This window comes from Bacillus sp. PK6-16, from assembly GCF_056530295.1.
In genome coordinates, this window is record NZ_CP096511.1 from 4928010 (window position 1) to 4946073 (window position 18064).

At 36.5% G+C, this 18064-nt stretch carries 16 protein-coding genes; 8 read left to right on the plus strand and 8 right to left on the minus strand.

Annotation, left to right across the window (positions count from 1 at the left end):
• Window positions 1-176: 176 nt before the first annotated feature.
• On the minus strand, window positions 177-1226 hold the full coding sequence (locus M1D66_RS25280) for an NAD(P)/FAD-dependent oxidoreductase (RefSeq protein WP_001078299.1): 1050 nt from the start codon (window positions 1224-1226) through the stop codon (window positions 177-179).
• Window positions 1227-1559: 333 nt separating this feature from the next.
• Between M1D66_RS25280 and M1D66_RS25285 the strand changes: the two genes are divergently transcribed.
• The 3 genes from M1D66_RS25285 to M1D66_RS25295 are packed head-to-tail and all read left to right on the plus strand — an operon-like array spanning window position 1560 to window position 4573.
• Complete coding sequence (locus M1D66_RS25285; protein WP_000732597.1) at window positions 1560-2480, plus strand: iron-hydroxamate ABC transporter substrate-binding protein; 921 nt, start codon at window positions 1560-1562, stop codon at window positions 2478-2480.
• Window positions 2481-2528: 48 nt separating this feature from the next.
• The gene (locus M1D66_RS25290; RefSeq protein ID WP_002025239.1) at window positions 2529-3569 is read left to right on the plus strand and encodes a FecCD family ABC transporter permease; all 1041 of its coding nucleotides are present in this window, start codon (window positions 2529-2531) and stop codon (window positions 3567-3569) included.
• Window positions 3566-4573 (plus strand): FecCD family ABC transporter permease, encoded by a 1008-nt coding sequence (locus M1D66_RS25295; protein WP_000983753.1) that lies wholly within the window; start codon window positions 3566-3568, stop codon window positions 4571-4573. Before M1D66_RS25290 ends, M1D66_RS25295 begins: the two co-directional genes overlap by 4 nt.
• Before the next feature lie 44 nt (window positions 4574-4617).
• On the opposite strand, the gene M1D66_RS25300 is transcribed toward M1D66_RS25295, so the two are convergent.
• From M1D66_RS25300 to mtnK, 3 genes are read right to left on the minus strand one after another with little or no spacing between them, the layout of a single operon-like run.
• Window positions 4618-5259 (minus strand): L-fuculose-phosphate aldolase, encoded by a 642-nt coding sequence (locus M1D66_RS25300; protein WP_000926554.1) that lies wholly within the window; start codon window positions 5257-5259, stop codon window positions 4618-4620.
• Between the two features lie 53 nt (window positions 5260-5312).
• Window positions 5313-6359, minus strand: a complete 1047-nt coding sequence (gene mtnA / locus M1D66_RS25305) for an S-methyl-5-thioribose-1-phosphate isomerase (protein ID WP_012593139.1) — start codon at window positions 6357-6359, stop codon at window positions 5313-5315.
• Window positions 6360-6368: 9 nt separating this feature from the next.
• The gene (gene mtnK, locus M1D66_RS25310; RefSeq protein ID WP_242554896.1) at window positions 6369-7598 is read right to left on the minus strand and encodes an S-methyl-5-thioribose kinase; all 1230 of its coding nucleotides are present in this window, start codon (window positions 7596-7598) and stop codon (window positions 6369-6371) included.
• A gap of 591 nt (window positions 7599-8189) precedes the next feature.
• Between mtnK and ahpC the strand changes: the two genes are divergently transcribed.
• Both ahpC and ahpF read left to right on the plus strand, forming a co-directional pair.
• Window positions 8190-8753, plus strand: coding sequence for an alkyl hydroperoxide reductase subunit C (ahpC, locus tag M1D66_RS25315; RefSeq protein WP_000924420.1), 564 nt, complete (start codon window positions 8190-8192; stop codon window positions 8751-8753).
• A 14-nt stretch (window positions 8754-8767) separates the two neighbouring features.
• Window positions 8768-10294: an alkyl hydroperoxide reductase subunit F gene (gene ahpF, locus M1D66_RS25320; protein WP_000599501.1), complete on the plus strand. Its 1527-nt coding sequence runs from the start codon at window positions 8768-8770 to the stop codon at window positions 10292-10294.
• Window positions 10295-10334: 40 nt separating this feature from the next.
• Here ahpF and M1D66_RS25325 read toward each other — a convergent pair whose 3' ends face one another.
• The 3 genes from M1D66_RS25325 to M1D66_RS25335 form a co-directional block, all read right to left on the minus strand.
• The gene (locus M1D66_RS25325; RefSeq protein ID WP_242554897.1) at window positions 10335-11081 is read right to left on the minus strand and encodes a hypothetical protein; all 747 of its coding nucleotides are present in this window, start codon (window positions 11079-11081) and stop codon (window positions 10335-10337) included.
• 3 nt (window positions 11082-11084) lie between these two features.
• Window positions 11085-11693 carry an SAM-dependent methyltransferase gene (locus M1D66_RS25330; RefSeq protein WP_153595587.1) on the minus strand — a complete coding sequence of 203 codons (609 nt, stop codon included), beginning with the start codon at window positions 11691-11693 and terminating at the stop codon, window positions 11085-11087.
• Between the two features lie 234 nt (window positions 11694-11927).
• Window positions 11928-13043 (minus strand): M20 peptidase aminoacylase family protein, encoded by a 1116-nt coding sequence (locus M1D66_RS25335; RefSeq protein ID WP_000853516.1) that lies wholly within the window; start codon window positions 13041-13043, stop codon window positions 11928-11930.
• Window positions 13044-13336: 293 nt separating this feature from the next.
• Here M1D66_RS25335 and nhaC point away from each other — a divergent pair, with 293 nt between their 5' ends.
• Window positions 13337-14758 (plus strand): Na+/H+ antiporter NhaC, encoded by a 1422-nt coding sequence (nhaC, locus tag M1D66_RS25340; RefSeq protein ID WP_000711525.1) that lies wholly within the window; start codon window positions 13337-13339, stop codon window positions 14756-14758.
• Here nhaC and M1D66_RS25345 read toward each other — a convergent pair.
• The gene (locus M1D66_RS25345) at window positions 14747-16018 is read right to left on the minus strand and encodes a hypothetical protein (protein ID WP_048534950.1); all 1272 of its coding nucleotides are present in this window, start codon (window positions 16016-16018) and stop codon (window positions 14747-14749) included. The two genes, nhaC and M1D66_RS25345, sit on opposite strands and share 12 nt — an antisense overlap.
• A 93-nt stretch (window positions 16019-16111) precedes the next feature.
• Between M1D66_RS25345 and M1D66_RS25350 the strand changes: the two genes are divergently transcribed.
• Together M1D66_RS25350 and M1D66_RS25355 are read left to right on the plus strand one after the other, a co-directional pair.
• Window positions 16112-17221 carry a mandelate racemase/muconate lactonizing enzyme family protein gene (locus tag M1D66_RS25350; RefSeq protein WP_098852011.1) on the plus strand — a complete coding sequence of 370 codons (1110 nt, stop codon included), beginning with the start codon at window positions 16112-16114 and terminating at the stop codon, window positions 17219-17221.
• A gap of 14 nt (window positions 17222-17235) precedes the next feature.
• Window positions 17236-17931, plus strand: coding sequence for a GNAT family N-acetyltransferase (locus tag M1D66_RS25355; RefSeq protein WP_153595586.1), 696 nt, complete (start codon window positions 17236-17238; stop codon window positions 17929-17931).
• Window positions 17932-18064: the final 133 nt, after the last annotated feature.

The following is an 18064-nucleotide window of genomic DNA, read 5'->3' on the forward strand; positions in this document are numbered from 1 at the left end:
AGCAAAACATAGCTAAATTGTTTTCTAGGATGCTTTACCAATAAAATGTTCATATCATATGAACTGATGAAACCGGTGTCATTATAATGATAGAAAATATAGTAAACAGGAAAACCCCCACGTACATCTCTCATTCACTTGAATAGAGAAATACGTGGGGGTATACTTGTTCCTTATTATTTCATCATCTGCTTAATCAGTTCGCGATTTCTCTTCTTAAATACTTCATTATGAGAAGAAACCATTCCGTACTCACTTGCATCTGGTTGGATAAATTGTTTTGCTTTATTCACAGCATTTCCAGCATCTTGGAATGCACCTGCAATTAAGTGTAGTTTCCCTTCGTGCTTTAAAATATCTCCAGCAGCATATAATCCATCTACTGAAGACTCACTATTTGCATTACCTGCAATATAATAATTATCTATAATTGCAACGTCTAACTCACTATTTTCTAATAATGTAATGTCGCGTTCATATCCATGATTAATAATAACTTCATCAATAGGTAAATGAGAAACCTCACCTGTTTCATGATTTGTTAATTCTACATATTCAATCGCTTCATGATTATCACCGGCAATTAATTTTGTAATCGATGTATTAAAGAAACACTCCGCTGAGCTGTTCATAAGTTGTTTTACTTGTGCTTCATGACCAGATAATTCTTCTTTTCTATAAGTTACATACACTTTTTTCGCAATTGGTTCCAATTCATTTGCCCAATCAACAGCAGAATTGCCTCCACCGGAAATAATAACTGTTTTACCTTTAAAACGCTTTAAAGATTTAACTGTATAATTTAAATTCGATACTTCAAATCGCTCAGCACCTTCAATAGATAACTTTTGCGGTTTCAATATACCACTTCCTGTTGCGACGATAACTGTTTTTGAAAAGTGTTCTTCGCCAGTACTTGTTTTTAATGTAAAAGTACCATCTTGATTACGAATAATCGATTCTACTTTTGTATCTAATACAACTTCCGGCTTAAATGTTAACCCTTGCTGTACAAGTTGTTCAATTAACTTATCACCTGTAACTGGCAATAGTCCTCCTACATCCCAAATCATTTTTTCCGGATACACATGTATTTTTCCACCTAAATGTGGTTGAAATTCTATTATTTTCGTTCTCATTTCTCTGAGTCCACTATAAAAAGCTGAATAAAGCCCTGCAGGTCCTCCGCCTATCACGGTTACATCAAACAATTCTTCTCGATTCATTCGTGCTCACTCCTCAGCTATTAATCGTTGATTATCATTCTCAATAAAATATAACCTGTTTCCGCAAAATTTACAATCAAAATTACTATTGACAATACACCTATATAAAATTATATTATTTAAAGAATCAATAGTGATAATCATTATCATTTTGTTAATAATTAGCAAATTTGAGATTACATCTTCTTTCATTAATATGGTTATTACTATATTATAAAATCTCATATTCAAGATTTTTAATAAATTATTTTGCATTACCACTACTATTTCAAAAAGATTGCAGTTAAACAAATTATTGTATACACATATCATCTATGTTAAAGGAGAAAGACGATGAAAAAGTTATTTATTTCACTAACAGTCCTTTTCGTTCTTGTTATGAGCGCTTGTAGCAATAGCTCTACAGACAAAAAGAACGATGCAAAAGGTAGCAAATCAGAAACAATTACATACCAATCTGAAGATGGTAAAAAAGTAGAAGTTCCTGCAAATCCAAAACGCGTTGTTGTATTATCATCATTCGCTGGTAACGTAATGTCATTAGGTGTAAATCTTGTTGGGGTAGATTCATGGTCTAAACAAAACCCACGTTTTGATAGCAAACTTAAAGATGTTGCTGAAGTATCTGATGAAAATGTTGAAAAAATCGCTGAACTAAATCCAGATTTAATCATCGGTTTATCAAATGTTAAAAATGTCGATAAGTTAAAGAAAATCGCGCCTACTGTAACATACACTTACGGAAAAGTTGATTACTTAACACAGCATTTAGAAATCGGTAAGTTATTAAATAAAGAAAAAGAAGCAAAAACTTGGGTTGATGACTTCAAGAAACGTGCACAAGAAGCTGGTAAAGAAATTAAAGCAAAAATCGGTGAAGATGCAACAGTTTCTGTTGTAGAAAACTTCAACAAACAGCTTTATGTATACGGCGAGAACTGGGGCCGCGGAACAGAAATCCTGTACCAAGAAATGAAATTAAAAATGCCTGAAAAAGTAAAAGAAAAAGCATTAAAAGAAGGTTACTACGCATTATCTACTGAGGTATTACCTGAATTTGCTGGTGATTACTTAATCGTAAGTAAAAACAAAGATACTGATAACTCATTCCAAGAGACAGAATCATATAAAAACATCCCAGCAGTAAAAAATAATCGCGTATATGAAGCAAACATGATGGAATTCTATTTCAATGATCCACTTACATTAGATTTCCAACTAGACTTCTTCAAGAAGAGCTTTCTTGGTAAATAATACAAACATGAGGAATTCTTAATTTAAGAATTCCTCTTCCTTTATTCTATGAACAGAAAAGATGTGAAACGAATGACAAAAGATCATGACAATCCACGTTCTATAGCTTTTACATACAAACTAATTTTAAGCTTAATTGCATTCTTTCTTATTTTTATGGTTGCAATGGTATTAGGTGCTGCAGATACTTCGATAAAAGATGTATGGTTAGCACTCACTTCCTCCGCTAAAGGAGACAAAATATCTATTATTCGAGAAATACGTTTACCACGTGAAGTTGCTGCTATTTTTGTAGGAGCTGGATTAGCCGTTTCTGGGGCAATTATGCAAGGATTAACACGAAATCCACTTGCGGATCCTGGATTATTAGGGCTATCTGGTGGAGCAAATGCTGCGCTTGCACTGACACTTGCTTTCAACCCTTCCATCAGCTATCTTTACTTAACATTAGCTTGCTTTATCGGTGCGGCAATTGGCGCAATTATGGTATTTGGAATTGGTATGGTGAAAAAAGGCGGCCTTTCTCCTCTTCGAATTGTATTAGCAGGCGCTGCAGTTTCAGCATTTCTACTCGCAATTTCAGAAGGAATCGGCATTTACTTTAAAATTTCACAAGATGTATCACTTTGGACTGCTGGGGGCGTAATTGGAACAACTTGGAGCCAATTAAAAATTATTATTCCAGTCATTTCAATTAGTATCTTTATCGCTATCTTACTAGCAAAAAAATTGACAGTTCTTAGTTTCAGTGAGGAAGTGGCTATTGGACTAGGTCAAAAAATTATTGTTATTAAAACTATTTTATTTATCATTATTATCTTACTTGCAGGTGCATCTGTAGCGCTTGTTGGAAATATGGCATTTATCGGCTTAATGGTACCTCACATGGTACGCCCAATTGTCGGTCCAGATTACCGATTTGTTATACCGATGTCAGCAATTGCTGGAGCTTCCTTTATGCTACTTGCAGATACAATCGGACGTACTATTAACGCTCCATACGAAACACCAGTTGCGGCAATTGTTGCGATTGTAGGGTTACCATTCTTCCTATTCATTGTACGTAAAGGAGGAAAAACATTCTCATGATGCAATCTATTTTAAGAAAACAGCGTCTCATTATACTCGCTTTACTTATAGTAATCATCACAACCATTGTAGTTGGAATGGGACTTGGTTCAGCGTCTTTATCTTATGATCGACTACTCCCAACATTAATGGGGCAAGGGACTTTTAAAGAGGAGTTTGTTTTATACTCTTTAAGACTACCTAGAATTGTCATTACATTATTAGCTGGTATGGCTCTCGCCTTATCAGGGGCTATTCTGCAAGGAATTACCCGAAATGATTTAGCTGAACCTGGTATTCTTGGTATTAACTCTGGGGCCGGTGTTGCTGTTGCTATTTTCTTTTTATACTTTCCAATAGATGTAGGTTCATTTCTTTACTTACTACCTGTAGTTGGATTTATCGGAGCATTTCTGACAGCTGTTCTAATTTACGTATTTTCATATAGTAAATCAACTGGACTTCAACCAATCCGATTAACATTAACCGGTATCGGTTTTGCATTTGCACTATCTGGAACGATGATTGTCCTTATTTCATCCGCGGATCGTATGAAAGTAGACTTTATTTCAAAATGGATTGCCGGAAATATTTGGGGAGATGACTGGATCTTCGTTTTAGCAATGCTCCCATGGTTAATCGTATTCATTCCGTTTATTTTCTATAAAGCAAATCGATTAAACATTTTAGCATTAAACGAACCAGTCGCAATTGGCGTTGGAATTGAAATTGAAAAAGAACGCAGGTACTTATTAGTTGCAGCCGTTGCACTTGCAGCTGCAGCTGTTTCCGTAACAGGAGGAATTAGCTTTATCGGATTAATGGCTCCTCATATTGCGAAATCTTTAGTAGGTCCAAGACATCAAATTTTCATGCCTATCGCCCTTTTAATCGGCGGATGGCTATTATTATTAGCAGATACAATCGGACGAAATATCGTTGATCCTAATGGCATTCCAGCAGGTATTGTCGTTGCTTTAATTGGGGCTCCTTACTTTATGTATTTGTTGCTTAAGAAAGCGTAAAAGACACCCTCAAGATCTTTTCTTGAGGGTGTCTTTGTTTCATTCTACTGCTGCCCATACCCTTCAAACTTCTTCGCCAAATTCTCCATCTCATCTTCTGGCAATAGCTTTGGTTCCCCAATGCTTTTCGTTTGATAATAAATTTGAGCACAAAACTCAATCTCTTCTGCAACAGTAAACGCCATTTTTATATTATTTGCACCAGCAATTAAACCGTGATTTGCAAGTAGCACAGCTCGGCGATCAATCATGCCTTCAAAAGCAGCATCCGCTAATTGCTTCGTACCAAATGTTTCATACGGCGCACAGCGGACATTCGGGCCTGCAAAAGCAATTAAATATGACACAGCCGGAAGCTCCCATCCTAATGACGCAATCGTCTTCGCGTAAGGAGAATGTGTATGCACAAGCGCATTTATATCTTCACGCTTCCTATAGTAAATAAGGTGCATATCTAATTCACTTGATGGTTTTCTCTCTCCTTCTACTACTTCACCATCTAGGTTTAATATAACTACATCTTCAGGCTTTGTTTCATAATACTCTAAACCACTTGGGCTAATCGCAACAAGACCTTGTTCACGATTAAAGATACTAATATTACCGCCCGTTCCCTTTGTTAAACCACTAGAAATCATTTTCTTTCCATACGCTACAATTTCTTCTCTTTCTTTTTGTAATAACATATACATCCCCCTAAGTATGAAGCTTATGATGACTGACTTTTACATTTATCTACTTATTGAAATAGCTTTTTTAAATTCTCCGTAAACGGTGCCTTTACAATCCCTTTTTCTGTAATAATCGCTGTTACATTTTCATGTGGAGTAACATCAAATGCTGGATTATATACTTTACTTTCTGTCGGAGCTGAATATTGTCCGAAACGATTAATCACTTCAGAAGCATCTCTTTCTTCAATCGGAATTTCTTTTCCTGTCGATGTCTTTAAATCAATTGTCGGCGTTGGTGCCGCTACATAAAACGGAATGTTGTAGTATTTCGCTAAAATGGATACGCCTAATGTTCCAATTTTATTTGCTATATCACCGTTCGCTGCCACACGGTCGCATCCAACAATTACAGCGTCAATCTTCCCTTGTGACATGACCATAGCCGCCATATTATCCGTAATGACAGTAACATCAATTCCCGCTCGCTGTAGTTCTAATGCCGTTAACGTTGACCCTTGTAATCTTGGACGTGTTTCATCCGAAAAGATTTTTAAGTCCCATCCTTTTTCTTTCGCTAAGTACATTGGAGCCGTCGCAGTACCATACTTAGTCGTCGCTAACGCACCAGCATTACAATGTGTTAATACTCCCATTCCATCATGGAATAATGTTAATGCATGTTCTCCAATTTGACGGTTAATTTCTTCATCTTCTCTATGAATCTCTTTTGCCTCTTCTAGTAATCTATTTTTCAGCTGTGAGATTGATAAATGAATATTATCTGTCGCTACACTTTCCATTCTTTCAAGTGCCCAAAATAAATTTACGGCAGTCGGTCTTGATGTCGCCAAGTATGTACATACCTTTCTTACTTCATCCATAAATCCTTCTTCCGTACTTTCAGCAAATTCCTTTATCCCTAAATACACTCCATAAGCTGCTGAAACACCAATCGCTGGTGCACCTCGTACTTTCATTACTTGAATGGCATCCCACACACTTTCAGCTGTTTTAAAAGATTCATAAACAATTTCATTCGGTAATAACGTTTGATCTAATAAAACTAAAGAATCATCTTTCCACTGAATTGGTATTAATTGCTCTTCCATCATATTCTCCCCTTACTCCGCGTAGTGCATTGACTGTTCTTTTAACGTTTCTACAAAACTTGTACCCGTTCTATATTGATTCGCTCGTAAAATAAAACTCTTCGCTACTTTAAGACAAATTCGCTCCGCTCTAGCACGTGCTTCCTCATTCTCAATACAAGTAATATCTTTTACTTTCGCTAATCCAACAATACGGCGGATTAATTCAAGACCTGTCACTGCAGCTGTATCCTCTAATACAGATTGTAAATAGGCTTCGTTAAAGCCTTCTTCCTTCGCCATAATCTCGGTCACATGAATATCCCAAGCATCTAAAAACTTCTTCTTAAATAAATCAATTACCTCTACCATCGTAGTTTGTAACCAATCCATATACGTATCTTTCTCAGCTCCAAGTAGCATCGTTGCATCTGCATTCACCCAAGCAAACATTAAATTCGCCATTACATTCCCGACGTCATATCCCATAGGTCCATAAAAAGCAAACTCAGGATCAATAACCTTTGTAGAATCATCTCTTACAAAAACAGAACCAGTATGTAAATCACCATGAATAAGCGCCTGTGCATTCGTCATAAAAGAAAATTTACGTTTCGCTACTTCCATACGAAGCTCTTTATCACTATAAATATGCTCCCTAATCCATCCCTCATTTAAAGGAAATAACTCATTACGCTTATTATGATTTGTAAATGGTTCTGAATATACGAGGTCCTCTGTAATCTCACATAATTCAGGATTTATATAATTCTTCACAAGTTCCTTCTTCTCTTTATGATTCATTACAACATCCGATGTTAATAAAAGTGTATTTACCATAAAAGTAGTTAAGTCGTCAGCAAGCCGCGGAAATATTTGATGATTTATAAGTGCTGTACGTAATATTGTGTGATTCGATAAATCTTCCATTACGCAACAGTTCATCACACTATCAAATAAATACACCTTAGGAACAAGTCCAGGTGCTAACTCATCCTCTAACTGCAAAACATCTGATTCTATGCGAATACGATTCGTCGACAACTTAAACTCATCTGAAATGCGAGCCGTATCCCCAGCTTGCTTTACGATGACAGACATGTTCTCTTTTTCATCCCAAACGCGGAACACATAATTTAAATTGCCATCACCTATTTCTTTACACTTTAGCCCCTTTGCATGTTCAAACTTAGATAATTTCTCTTTCACATATGCAATCACATCTTTAGCTTCCATTAAAAAATACTTTGTGAACTTAGACATGGTTTCCCCTCCACACCAATTGTAAGCGTTTTCTAAAAGCTATAAAAAATAATAGATTGAATTTTTTCATCCTATAAATATGTATTCTTCTTTTTGAAAGGTATATCTAGGTTTTATTATATCTCGTTAGCACTTTGAGTCAATATTTCTAACTATCATCGTAATATACTTCCTAATTATATATTCGAGATGACAAAAATTGTTCAAAAAGATTTCGATTCATTTTATTTTATTTATCGCACAATTCTTTGTAAAATAGAAATAAGCAGTTCCTTTTCAAATACATAACTTCTAAGAAATATTTCCTTCCTAAGAATTTACACTTACACCATATCTCTAACATACACACTACTCTTTCAAACAATCATTGAAAATTTATAAACTTAAAGTTACCTTTCCATTCTCTGTTAGCCTTAATTGAGAATAAATATTAATTAAATCGGTATAAAGTTGGTTTATTCTCTTGACAAAATAACCACTTCTATATGATAATTAATATCGAATTAGAATTATTATAGTTAATTAAAAAATATATTTTATGAGCACACTATTTTTTGATGCTCAAAACCAACATTTAGGAGGAATTTTAATATGTTATTAATCGGCACAGAAGTAAAACCGTTTAAAGCTAATGCTTACCATAATGGAGAATTTATCCAAGTTACTGACGAAAGTTTAAAAGGAAAATGGAGTGTAGTTTGTTTCTACCCAGCTGACTTCACATTCGTTTGCCCAACTGAACTTGAAGACTTACAAAACCAATACGCAACTCTAAAAGACTTAGGCGTTGAAGTATACTCTGTATCTACAGACACTCACTTCACTCACAAAGCATGGCATGATAGCTCAGAAACTATCGGCAAAATCGAGTACATCATGATTGGTGACCCAACTCGCACAATCACTACAAACTTCAACGTTTTAATGGAAGAAGAAGGTCTTGCTGCTCGTGGTACATTCATCATCGATCCAGACGGCGTTATCCAATCTATGGAAATCAATGCTGACGGTATCGGCCGTGACGCAAGCATTCTTGTTAACAAAATTAAAGCTGCTCAATACGTACGTAACAACCCAGGTGAAGTTTGCCCAGCTAAATGGCAAGAGGGTTCTGCAACACTTAAACCAAGCCTTGACCTTGTAGGCAAAATCTAAGGAGTTCGATCAAAATGATACTAGATGCAGATATAAAAACACAACTATCCCAATACCTTCAATTAATGGAGAACGATATTTTACTTAAGGTAAGCGCAGGAGACGATAACGTATCTAAAGATATGTTAGCTCTAGTAGACGAATTAGCTACTATGTCATCTAAGATTACAGTAGAAAAAGTTGAATTAGAGAGAACACCAAGCTTTAGCGTAAACCGCCCTGGTGAAGACACTGGTGTCGTATTCGCTGGTATTCCATTAGGACACGAATTTACATCATTAGTGTTAGCTTTACTACAAGTAAGTGGACGCGCTCCAAAAGTTGAACAAAAATTAATCGATCAAATTAAAAACATTCAAGGCGAATATCATTTTGAATCTTATATCAGCCTAAGTTGTCATAACTGTCCTGATGTTGTACAAGCTCTTAACGTAATGAGCGTTCTTAACCCTGGTATTACACATACTATGATTGATGGCGCTGCATTCAAAGAGGAAGTAGAAAGCAAAGACATCATGGCAGTACCAACTGTTTACCTAAACGGCGAATCTTTCGGAAGCGGTCGTATGACACTTGAAGAAATTTTAGCTAAAATGGGTAACGGTCCAGATGCATCAGAGCTTTCTGATAAAGATCCATACGATGTTCTTGTTGTTGGTGGTGGCCCTGCTGGTGCAAGTGCAGCAATTTACGCAGCACGTAAAGGCATCCGCACTGGTATCGTTGCTGAGCGCTTCGGTGGTCAAGTAATGGATACTATGGGCATTGAGAACTTCATCAGCGTAAAAAAGACTGAAGGTCCTAAGCTAGTAGCAAGCCTTGAAGAACACGTAAAAGAATACGACATCGATGTAATGAATCTACAACGTGCGAAACGTTTAGAGAAAAAAGAACTTATTGAAGTGGAACTTGAAAACGGCGCTATTCTGAAAAGTAAGAGCGTAATCGTTTCTACAGGTGCTCGCTGGCGTAATGTTGGCGTACCAGGTGAAGCTGAGTTCAAAAATAAAGGTGTAGCATATTGCCCACACTGTGACGGTCCATTATTCACTGGAAAAGACGTAGCAGTTATCGGTGGAGGTAACTCTGGTATTGAAGCAGCTATCGACTTAGCAGGTATCGTTAAGCACGTAACTGTTCTTGAATTCATGCCAGAATTAAAAGCTGATGCTGTATTACAAGAGCGTCTTAACAGCTTACCAAACGTAACTGTTCTGAAAAACGTTCAAACGAAAGAAATCACTGGTACTGATAAAGTAAACGGTATTTCTTACATCGATCGTGAAACTGAAGAAGTTCATCACGTTGAGTTACAAGGTGTATTCGTACAAATCGGTCTTGTGCCAAACACAGACTGGTTAGGCGAAACAGTTGAACGCGTTCGCGGTGAAATCGTAACAGACAAGCACGGCGCTACAAACGTACCAGGAGTGTTTGCTGCAGGTGACTGTACAAATAATCCGTACAAACAAATCATCATCTCTATGGGTTCAGGTGCAAACGCAGCTTTAGGTGCATTTGATTACTTAATCCGTAACTAATAAAAAAGACGCGCTACCAATAGGTAGCGCGTCTTTTTTATTATATTTCATGTAAATAGTTATCAAGTTCCTTCCAACCCATTACTGTATAAGGTGTTCCTACATTCAATACTACCTTTACATTTTCTGCTACTACTTGCATTCTCTTAGTTGGATTATCTCTTTTTCCTGAAGGATAAATAGCAAGTTTCATCATTTCTTGCTTTCCATCTTCATAAATCCTTTTCTTTAAACCGAATTGGTTAATTTGTTCCTTTGAAGGAACTTCTTTGCCTTCCCAGTCACATATTTCAAATAGAGGATACCGATCTCCGTGCCATTCCTCAATAATCTCAATGACTTTAAGAATAATATAACTCCCTGATGCTAATTCATAACCAACAGCATCACCTGCTTTTAAAGAAGTATTAGCTATAAATCTTTTCGGCACTTTTTTAGCTTCTGGCTGCCGAGAATGTAACTGCTCTCTTAGTTTATTTAAAACTACTTCACGTTTCTTCTGTAATTTAGGTTCTTCTTCCCAGCGGGCTAAATCTGCACCACTTTCTATTATTTGCAATGCCTCCTGCTTAACATTCTCTTGAAGTCTCCCTAACCTCCATTGTATGGAAGCAAATACTAACCAAAAAACAATAGTCTCTTCATCATCTAATTCATTCTTGTATTCCTCAATTACAATCCTACTTGCTTCCTCATTTGAATATTCATTTGCTAACAAATCCTTATACAGTAACTTAATATCTTCAGCAATATCGTCTGATAATATTGCTACTCCCCAAGCCCCCATACATTAACACTCCAATCTATACACTAAAAACCTCTCATTCCCATTCTTCTCATAAGCCCCAGGCAACCTTACTTCTTTCTTCAGCTCAAACGCAGTCTGATTTTCTAAGAAGAAAATATAGTCCTCAGAAGGATAATATAAAATAATATCCACTTCTCTCCCCGTTTCTTCTACTGAAAGCAAAATGTTATTTACTACATTCATAAACACTTGTACAGAAAATGGATTAAAGAAATAAAACCTATTATCATGTGGATCAATCTCATATTCCTGCGCTAAACAACATTGGAATTGAATTTTCCCCTTACTGTTTCGTGCCTTTCGTGCATAACGATCTCGATTATCCATCGCTTCTTTATAAAACTCTTCATTCATTTCAATTCCAACTGCTGAAGCACCACATTTATGATGTATATAAAAGTTTAATCGCCCTTTTCCGCACCCAAAGTCTACAATTCGGTCGCTACTTCGTATTTCATATTGATTCAATAACTCATCTAACCCGCTATACGGTGTCGGTTCATAGCGATGATAATGCATAGACTTGTTAAACCCTTTTTGCTCACCGACTGTTTTTATATGTAAAACTGCATCGTAATATTGTTCGTTCATTCGTCTTCTCCTATTAAAAAATGGTACTTATTATTATACACCATGTACTGGAGGCTCATTTTTCATCAAATTAATAGGTACGTGAAATTATATTAACGATTTTCTTAATATATCTATCGTAACTTCAAATATATCAACGATTTTCTCAATATATCTATCATAACTCAAAATATATCAACGGTTTTTCAAATATATCGATTTGCCGACAATTCACGACAAAAAAACAGGAGCTCTCTAGCCCCTGTCTTCTAACACTTTCAATACAGTTTGTTTCAATATTTCTACCCCATCCATAATACAACTATGATCAAACCTCATATACGGATGGTGTAATCCAGGTTGTAGGTCTGCTCCTAGTCCAAGCATGACAGCTTTTAAATGTGGTCTTTTCACTGTATAGTAATGGAAATCATCGCTTCCTGTCGTATAGAGAGGCCCTGTGCATCTCTCTTCCCCATACACTTCGAGAATACCTTTACGCATAAAGCGCTCTGCTTCTTCGGAAACCTCTGCTCCTGGTGCAAGATCCATCCATTCGTATGAAGTTTTTGATCCCATCGATGCAGCTGATTCTATTACATGCTCAATCTTTTTCTTTAATTCTTCTAATAGTATATTACTCTCTGCTCTTACATCTAAACTGAAATGACCATTTCCCGGAATAATATTTAAATTATCACCACCAGCTTGGCATCTCGTCATTTTTACTGAATAAGAACTTTGCGGTGGCAGCCAAATATTTTTCAAACCGATATTAATCATGGAAATGACATCAATTGCATTCACACCTTGATGTGGTCTTGCCCCGTGTGCATCCTCCCCATGAATCATACCCTCTAAAAATCCTGCTGCTCCATGACGAATAGATGGGGCTGCTTGTTTCAAAGATAGTTCTTCAATTGGTCTTAGATGGACGCCAAATAAGAAATCAGCATCATCTACAGCACCTTTCTCCACCATCTTCAAAGCACCATTCCCCTTCTCTTCTGCTGGCTGAAAAATAAATCTAACCGTACCACTTTTCCATCTCATATTTTTCAATTGTAAAATAAGTCCCATTACAATGGTCATATGAGCATCATGGCCACATGAATGGTTCGCTTTAAATTCTCCATTTACTTCTTGCCAAAGTGCATCCATATCAGCACGAATCGCAATAACTGGATTCCCGCCTCCAATCTCAGCAATTACACCTGGACAATCATCAAATGTTCTATATGAAATTCCTTCTTCTTTTAAAAAGTCAGTAATATACGCTGTCGTTTCATATTCTTTCCAACTTACTTCAGGGTTTTCGTGTAAATGCTGAAAAATCTCCGTTAAGCGCTCTTGTAGTTCTAATGTTTTCAACGTTCCAGTCTCCTTCCCACATTACAAACGATTCGGGTTAATTATACTTATGAAAAACAGATGTTTTTATGAACATATTGAATTTTAAGAAAAAAGTCAATTATTTATTTTTAAATACTTAAAAAGCTTACTCTGCACTTATATTACAAACTAAACAAACAACTAGAACATTCCTTATTTTCTGTTTTTTATGTTGACGCTTACATAAACTTTTAGTTATCATAACCTAATAAACGTCTATTTTACGACAATTCTAAAAATACAAACAAACATACGTAACAAGGAGGAACTTTATGAAAAAAGAAATACCTTTTGGAATAGCGATTATCCCTATTATCATTACCGTTGCAGTTATGATGGTTACAATTGTTGTATTAAAACAAACCCCTCACGTTCCACTTATTATTGGTACAACCGTTGCTTCTATTGTCGCTTGGCGTTACGGTTACAAATGGAATGATCTTGAAGAAGCAATGTATAAAGGGATTCGTCTTGCATTACCTGCTATCGTCATTATTATTCTTGTTGGCTTAACAATTGGTGCTTGGATTGGCGGTGGAATCGTCGCAACGATGATTTATTACGGTTTAAAACTTTTAACTCCATCACTATTTTTAGTTTCCATTACCGTCATTTGTTCTATCGTAGCATTAGCAATTGGTAGCTCTTGGTCTACAATGGGCACAATTGGTGTTGCTGGAATGGGAATTGGCCTAAGTATGGGAATTCCAGCTCCAATGGTTGCTGGTGCCATTATTTCAGGCTCTTATTTTGGCGATAAAATGTCACCGCTTTCAGACACAACTAACTTAGCCGCAGGATTAACAAATACAGATTTATTCGCACACATTCGTCATATGTTATTTACTACAGTTCCAGGTTTAATTATTACTCTTATCGTCTACGCGGTCTTAGGAAGAAGCTTCGGCGCTAACAATATTGATGCGAAGAGCATCGATCAAACGTTACAAGTATTGCAACAAAACTTTGTTATCTCACCTTTCCTACTCATTATACCCGTAGTCGTTATGGTATTGGTCGCTAAAAAGGTCCCTGCTATACCAGCGATTCTCGTCGGTATTATTTTAGGATTTTTATCACAAGTCTTTATTCAAGGTGGTTCTGTCTCAGCATCTGTCGGTGCACTCCAAGCTGGATTTGTTATAGACACTGGAAACAAGCTAGTAGACGAACTATTTAACCGCGGTGGCTTAGATTCGATGATGAATACAGTCTCGATGACAATTGTCGCTATGACTTTCGGAGGAGTATTAGAACATACAGGTATTCTTCGCTCAATTGTAAATCAGATTTTAAAGTTAGCGAAATCAGCAAAAGGGCTTATCGCTTCTACTATCGCATCTTGTTTTGCAACAAACCTTACTTGCTCTGAACAATATATTTCAATTGTTGTCCCTTCAAGAATGTACGCAAATGCATACACAGAAAAAGGACTACATTCAAAAAACTTATCCAGAGCATTAGAAGATGGCGGAACATTAACTTCTGTCTTCGTTCCTTGGAATACGTGCGGTGTATTTATTCTCGCTACACTTGGCGTAGGTGCATTTGAATATGCCCCTTATGCTATTTTGAATTTCATCGTACCTATTATCTCAATCATTTATGGTATAACAGGCTTCACAATTGTAAAACTATCAGACATTGAAAAAGCAGAACTACTAAAGAAACAAAAAGCTCAACTAGAAGCTTAAAAATAGCGGTAAATTCAGTTCATATAGTGCGCGAGGTCGCCCTTGTTGATAGGGCATTTCCTCGCCGCAAATATGAGCATACCCGTAATCAACTAATTTCTTTAACAACCTTTCTGTCGATCTTCGAGTCACTTGTAAATACTCAGAAAGGTCAGCTGCTGTAAACTTCAATGACGGGTGCGATTGACTAAATTGAATGATTTTTGACAAGTTGGCCGGACTAAGCTTCGTTTCCTTCGCTATTTTCATTAGTTCCGGATTATCATTTTTCAAACTTTGTACTCTCTGTTCTTTCGGGAACGGACCAAACAAATCTTTATCACTTGTTAGTATATAAAAACAACGATCTATTGGATTGTTCTTTGCAAAACTTTGAGCAATTTTTGCATTTTGCTCCGCTTCTTTCACGGTTTTCCCATAACCAAATCCAATAGCTATCGTTCCTTCTATGCTCGCAAACAAGTTATCTATCGCATTTGTTTTAATAATCGATTCGATATCACCACGAGTTGTATACAAAATGCATGTCATTTCATCCACTTGTTTAAATGAACCACGTAGTTCTTTTGAAATGACATCTAGTTTTTCAAGCAAACTCGCTCGTAATTCTAAGGAAGAAATAATACAAGCACCAACAGTAGCTGAATAGCTTTTTGCTAACTCAGCTTTTATTTTTGCATCTTTTAGCCCATGTATAATGGACTGTGTTGGATCAATCATACGCTCTGAAGGAATACCTATTTTTTGAAGCTCGTCGTAAACAGCGTGAATACTAGTTAAAGCTAAATGAGCCTCTCCAGATTGATATTTAGCTACATGAAAATCGATAACTCTATTTATTTCATCTTTACTCCACAGCATATTTTCATAATCCAACACTTGTGGACTTTCTTTTATACCGATATCATGGAACACATTTGTAATAAACGAGCGGTCTACTAAATCGATGGAAATGTTATGTGGTTGAATACTTTGATGATACATGATAGAAAGAATTGAAGATGCGACAGTTGTCTCGTCTTGCTGTAAGTATGTACTTGGAATTCGTAATTGTTCTCTTATTTCTTTTGCCATATAATAAGGTAAAGCACCTGAGAAAAAGATGACATCACAAGGCTTTAAACACTTTAATAGTTCAGAAGATTCCGCCGGATGAAGGTAAATATATGGATCAATTTCTATTCCTTCTAATTTTTGAGCAATAGGAAAAAGGTTCTCCATAAACTCCTTTGAACCGACAACTGCAATTTTTATCATCATTTTCTCTAACTCCTTATCATTAATTAACGACTATTTAACGTCAACTATATCAAATGTATAAAACTATTGTAAACAGGAAGGGGTCTCTATTCAATGAAAATTACAGCTATTCATCTTTACGCAATTCGTTTACCGCTTCGCAATCCGTTTGTTATTAGTTATGGCTCTTATTCTGATATGCCCTCTATTATCGTCAAAATGGAAACAGATGAAGGTATTATCGGTTACGGTGAAGGCGTTGCTGATGCTCACGTCACAGGTGAATCGTGGGAAAGTACTTTCCATACTTTAAAACATATGCTAGCCCCTGCTCTAATTGGGCAAAATCCAATGAATATCGAAAAAATACACGACATGATGGACAATACAATTTACGGTGTTCCAACAGCGAAAGCCACAATTGATATTGCTTGTTTTGATATAATGGGCAAAAAACTAAATCAACCTGTATATCAATTAATTGGCGGGCGCTACCATGAAGAATTCCCTGTCACTCACGTTTTAAGTATTGCCGATCCAGAAAACATGGCTGAAGAAGCTGCTTCTATGATTCAAAAAGGTTACCAATCTTTCAAAATGAAAGTTGGTACGAATGTAAAAGAAGATGTGAAACGTATTGAAGCTGTACGAGAACGTGTAGGAAATGACATCGCTATTCGCGTTGATGTAAACCAAGGCTGGAAAAATAGCGCAAACACATTAACAGCACTTCGTTCATTAGGACATTTAAACATTGACTGGATTGAACAACCTGTTATCGCGGACGATATTGATGCCATGGCTCATATTCGTTCTAAAACAGACCTCCCGCTTATGATTGATGAAGGATTAAAAAGTTCTCGTGAAATGCGCCAAATTATTAAATTAGAAGCTGCTGATAAAGTAAATATAAAACTAATGAAATGCGGCGGCATATATCCAGCTGTAAAGCTCGCTCATCAAGCAGAAATGGCAGGCATTGAATGCCAAGTGGGATCAATGGTCGAATCATCTGTTGCCTCTTCCGCAGGATTCCATGTCGCTTTCTCAAAAAAAATCATTACGAGCGTAGAGCTAACAGGGCCATTAAAATTCACAAAAGACATCGGAAACTTACATTACGACGTACCATTCATTCGCTTAAACGAAAAACCGGGACTCGGCATTGAAATAAACGAAGATACATTACAAGAACTAACCGTCTTTCAAGACGTTGTACGCTAAAGGAGGACTATCATATGACGGTTCTATACGAAGGAACATTAAAACAAAATAACGAATCATTTCACGTTACATTACTATCACTAGAGCACATCGAACAAATTTTATCACTACAAAACATCGTAGTTGAAGCACTAGAAGATAAAAGTCGTTTACAATCACTCTCACAAGAAGAATTTCAATACATTCTAGAAGGAAACGGCATGATGATCGGCGCTTTTATCGAAAACGAACTCATCGCATTTCGCGCTCTACTCGTCCCTCCTATCGATGATGAACATTTAGGGCTCGATATTGGTTTGCCAGAAAGTGAGCTACACCGCGTCATCTATCAAGAAATCTCAAACGTTCATCCGAACTGCCGAGGAAATGGGATGCAAAAAATATTAGCAAACGTCATCATGGACGAATTACAAAAAGAAGATAGCAAATATGATTATGTATGCTGCACCGTTGCTCCTTTTAACATCCCGAGTTTGAAGGATAAGTTTGCGCAAGGGATGGTGATTGCTGCGCTAAAGGAGAAGTATGGTGGTAGTCTGCGGTATGTTTTTGTGAAGAAATTGCGCAGAGATAAGGAAAACGATTGGACAGATGTTCAAAGTATTCTAATGAGTGATGCTAGTGGACAGCAGGCTTTGCTTTCGGAGGGGTATCTTGGGTATGAGATGGAGAAAACAGCAGATACTTTCATTGTGAAGTTTGGGCGATAATCTATATACTCGAAAAGAGGAGATGTCTGCTGTGACCTCTTCTCTTTTCGATTTGTTGAACAATCCTTTGGTAAATGAAATTATATCAACGATTTTTCGAATATATCTATCATAACTTACAATATATCAACGA

What these genes read in the sequence shown, in the direction of transcription:
- M1D66_RS25280 (WP_001078299.1), bottom strand. Translation starts at nt 1,226, where the DNA reads ATGAATCGAGAAGAATTGTTTGATGTAACCGTGATAGGCGGAGGACCT.
- M1D66_RS25285 (WP_000732597.1), top strand. Translation starts at nt 1,560, where the DNA reads ATGAAAAAGTTATTTATTTCACTAACAGTCCTTTTCGTTCTTGTTATG.
- M1D66_RS25290 (WP_002025239.1), top strand. Translation starts at nt 2,529, where the DNA reads ATGAACAGAAAAGATGTGAAACGAATGACAAAAGATCATGACAATCCA.
- M1D66_RS25295 (WP_000983753.1), top strand. Translation starts at nt 3,566, where the DNA reads ATGATGCAATCTATTTTAAGAAAACAGCGTCTCATTATACTCGCTTTA.
- M1D66_RS25300 (WP_000926554.1), bottom strand. Translation starts at nt 5,259, where the DNA reads ATGTTATTACAAAAAGAAAGAGAAGAAATTGTAGCGTATGGAAAGAAA.
- mtnA (WP_012593139.1), bottom strand. Translation starts at nt 6,359, where the DNA reads ATGATGGAAGAGCAATTAATACCAATTCAGTGGAAAGATGATTCTTTA.
- mtnK (WP_242554896.1), bottom strand. Translation starts at nt 7,598, where the DNA reads ATGTCTAAGTTCACAAAGTATTTTTTAATGGAAGCTAAAGATGTGATT.
- ahpC (WP_000924420.1), top strand. Translation starts at nt 8,190, where the DNA reads ATGTTATTAATCGGCACAGAAGTAAAACCGTTTAAAGCTAATGCTTAC.
- ahpF (WP_000599501.1), top strand. Translation starts at nt 8,768, where the DNA reads ATGATACTAGATGCAGATATAAAAACACAACTATCCCAATACCTTCAA.
- M1D66_RS25325 (WP_242554897.1), bottom strand. Translation starts at nt 11,081, where the DNA reads ATGGGGGCTTGGGGAGTAGCAATATTATCAGACGATATTGCTGAAGAT.
- M1D66_RS25330 (WP_153595587.1), bottom strand. Translation starts at nt 11,693, where the DNA reads ATGAACGAACAATATTACGATGCAGTTTTACATATAAAAACAGTCGGT.
- nhaC (WP_000711525.1), top strand. Translation starts at nt 13,337, where the DNA reads ATGAAAAAAGAAATACCTTTTGGAATAGCGATTATCCCTATTATCATT.
- M1D66_RS25345 (WP_048534950.1), bottom strand. Translation starts at nt 16,018, where the DNA reads ATGATGATAAAAATTGCAGTTGTCGGTTCAAAGGAGTTTATGGAGAAC.
- M1D66_RS25350 (WP_098852011.1), top strand. Translation starts at nt 16,112, where the DNA reads ATGAAAATTACAGCTATTCATCTTTACGCAATTCGTTTACCGCTTCGC.
- M1D66_RS25355 (WP_153595586.1), top strand. Translation starts at nt 17,236, where the DNA reads ATGACGGTTCTATACGAAGGAACATTAAAACAAAATAACGAATCATTT.